The sequence below is a fragment of the Candidatus Symbiopectobacterium sp. genome, assembly GCF_020054415.1.
Lineage (GTDB): Bacteria > Pseudomonadota > Gammaproteobacteria > Enterobacterales > Enterobacteriaceae > Symbiopectobacterium.
In genome coordinates this window covers 1-1,177 of the sequence record NZ_JAHWCO010000391.1, presented here as the reverse complement: position 1 = coordinate 1,177, position 1,177 = coordinate 1, and the positions used below count along the sequence as shown (strand labels likewise).

Annotated in this window: 3 pseudogenes; 2 read left to right on the top strand and 1 reads right to left on the bottom strand. The window is 45.5% G+C overall.

The annotated features are described in order from the left end of the window. Positions 1-226: 226 nt before the first annotated feature. Positions 227-598 (bottom strand): annotated as a pseudogene (locus tag QZ506_RS11625) (recombinase family protein); the annotation flags it as partial. A gap of 85 nt (positions 599-683) precedes the next feature. Here QZ506_RS11625 and QZ506_RS11620 point away from each other — a divergent pair. Both QZ506_RS11620 and QZ506_RS21605 read left to right on the top strand, forming a co-directional pair. Beyond that, positions 684-902, top strand: a pseudogene (locus QZ506_RS11620) (recombinase family protein); the annotation flags it as partial. Beyond that, positions 853-1,177, top strand: a pseudogene (locus QZ506_RS21605) (hypothetical protein); the annotation flags it as partial. The pseudogenes QZ506_RS11620 and QZ506_RS21605, both read left to right, overlap by 50 nt.

The following is a 1,177-nucleotide window of genomic DNA, read 5'->3' as shown; positions in this document are numbered from 1 at the left end:
TCACCCGCCGACTTACAGGCGATTGAACACGCCGCGATCAACAGCCTGGGGAGTGCTGCCCCATGAGTGCCGAATTGATGCGCCTGCTGGCGAATATTTTACGCGTTGGCGTGGTAGCGGAAGTGAACCCGAAAACCTGGTTGATGCGGCGTGCGATATTTGAAGCCAAAACGTGCGATAAATGACGGGCTACTTTTGTTTCCATCAGTGCAACGAAATTACACCGTCATTTTTCATCGGAGGCACTTTGGTCTGTTTGAGTGGTACGATCAGCTGGACAATATTTGTAGATGCTGGTCAATGAAACGCCATACAGTAATGCCAGCTGTTTTCTATTATGACCGGACTCAAGTAATTTTTTAGCCTGCTCTTGCTGTGCAGAAGATAATGAGCAAGGTCTACCGCCAATACGTCCTCTGCTTCTCGCTGCGGCTAGACCTGCCTGAGTACGTTCAACAATCAGCTCCCGCTCCATTTGCGCCAACGCACTCATCACATGAAAGAAAAAACGCCCTGCTGACGTAGAAGTATCAATGGCATCCGTCAAACTATGAAAATGGATGCCTTCATATTCTAGTTTGGATATTAAAGTAATCAAAGGTTTTCTTACATCATGAGATTAGCTAAAATTTTGACCTAAACCAGCGATTACAAGGCTTACCGAGGTTGAGAAAAGGTTAAAAATGGCAAAAATTGGCTATATGAGGGTGTCAAAAAATGACCAAAACACCGGTTTACAGCAAAAACCCTTGATTTGCGCAAATTGTGAACAGATTTTTGAGGATAAAATCAGTGGAAAAACATACCAGAGACCCGGATTAAAACGCGCGTTAAACTGCCTGAAATCGGGGGATACTCTGGTGGTCTGGAAGCTCGACAGGCTGGTTCGTAGCATTAAACATTGGTTTAACGGAAACGGTAGATTGTGCAAAAAACGCACTGGATAAACGTACTGGCGGAACGGTCAATGACAACATTATTTCACAGGGTACCCAAATCTCGCTGAAAGGGGATAACAGCAAGCATCTGGGTTTTAATAATCAGGATGGTAGCGTTCGCATGTGGATCTACAAAGACAAGGGCGGTGATGCTGTTCGACTAAACAACGGCCATGACGGTGGTGGTGATTACGTTTTCCATAAAGATGGCGGTTTTCGTGCCCCTTCTTCCGTGTATG